At 41.6% G+C, this 262-nt stretch carries 1 protein-coding gene; it reads left to right on the top strand.

Going from position 1 to position 262, the window contains the following annotated elements:
- Window positions 1-262 (top strand): hypothetical protein (locus SB749_RS19865; protein WP_410711820.1); only part of this gene is annotated, 262 nt, incomplete at both ends.

Here is a 262-nt window from a genome sequence, read left to right as displayed (position 1 = left end):
ATATACATGGTGGAGATAAAGAAATACCCGATGAAGCTGAAATTCCAGAGGGGTTTACGGATGTGCAGCCGCAAGATGGGTTATATAAAGCTGAGTACGATTATGCCAGTAATACATGGTTTGAATCGGCAACCCAGGAATACATTGATAGCTTACAAATCGAGCAACCGCCGTATGATATTGATTTACTAAAACAGCAAAATGCGGTCTTAACTAAACAATTGACTGAACTGTCAAAGGAAGCAGCTGCAGCCAAACTGCG

This window comes from Brevibacterium sp. SIMBA_078 (assembly GCF_046534565.1).
Lineage (GTDB): Bacteria > Actinomycetota > Actinomycetes > Actinomycetales > Brevibacteriaceae > Brevibacterium.
This window is presented reverse-complemented; position numbering and strand designations above follow the sequence as displayed.